1 protein-coding gene is annotated in these 837 nt (G+C 59.3%); it reads left to right on the plus strand.

The features are described 5' to 3' along the window. Positions 1-837: calcium-binding protein (locus CO660_RS32415; protein ID WP_141504990.1), on the plus strand; the 837-nt coding region annotated here is incomplete at both ends.

Below are 837 nucleotides of genomic sequence, written 5' to 3' on the forward strand. Positions count from 1 at the left end.
ATATCGTCGACAATGCCGCCGACATCGTCACCGAAGCTGCTGATGAGGGAACCGATACGGTTCGCACGACATTGGCGAACTACACGCTTGGCAGCGATGTCGAGAACCTCACCTATATCGGCATCGGCACGGTAGCCTTTGTCGGAACAGGCAATGATCTCGACAACGTGATCACGGGTGGCGCTGCCGCCGATACGATTTCCGGCGGCGCCGGCAATGACACGCTGAATGGCGGAGCCGGGGCCGATCGCTTGATCGGCGGGGCGGGCGACGACAACTATATCGTTGACAATGCCGGCGACCTCGTCACCGAGGTCGCCAATGAGGGGATAGACACGGTTCGCACGACCTTGAGTGCCCACACATTGGCGGCTAATGTCGAGAACCTCACCTATATCGGAATGGCGGCCTTTACCGGGGCAGGGAATCTGCTCGATAACGTTATCATCGGTGGTGTTGCTGCCGACAAGCTTATAGGTGCTGCGGGCAACGACACACTGATCGGCGGGGCTGGTTCCGACACGATGTTGGGTGGGATTGGAGACGATGTTTACGTCGTCGATATTGCGACCGACATCGTGATCGAGAATGCGAGCGAGGGGACGGACACGGTCAGGACGGCGCTTGTCGGCTATACGCTCGGCAACAATGTCGAGAACCTGACCTACACCGGATCCGCCAACTTCAGCGGCGCCGGCAATGGTCTCGCCAATACGATCACCGGCGGCGCCGGCAATGATGTGCTGAATGGCGGGACCAATGCGGATACCTTGATCGGCGGGGCTGGCCACGATATCTATATCGTCGATAATGCCGGTGACCTCGTCACCGAAGCCG

This window comes from Rhizobium sp. L9 (assembly GCF_002531885.1).
Lineage (GTDB): Bacteria > Pseudomonadota > Alphaproteobacteria > Rhizobiales > Rhizobiaceae > Rhizobium.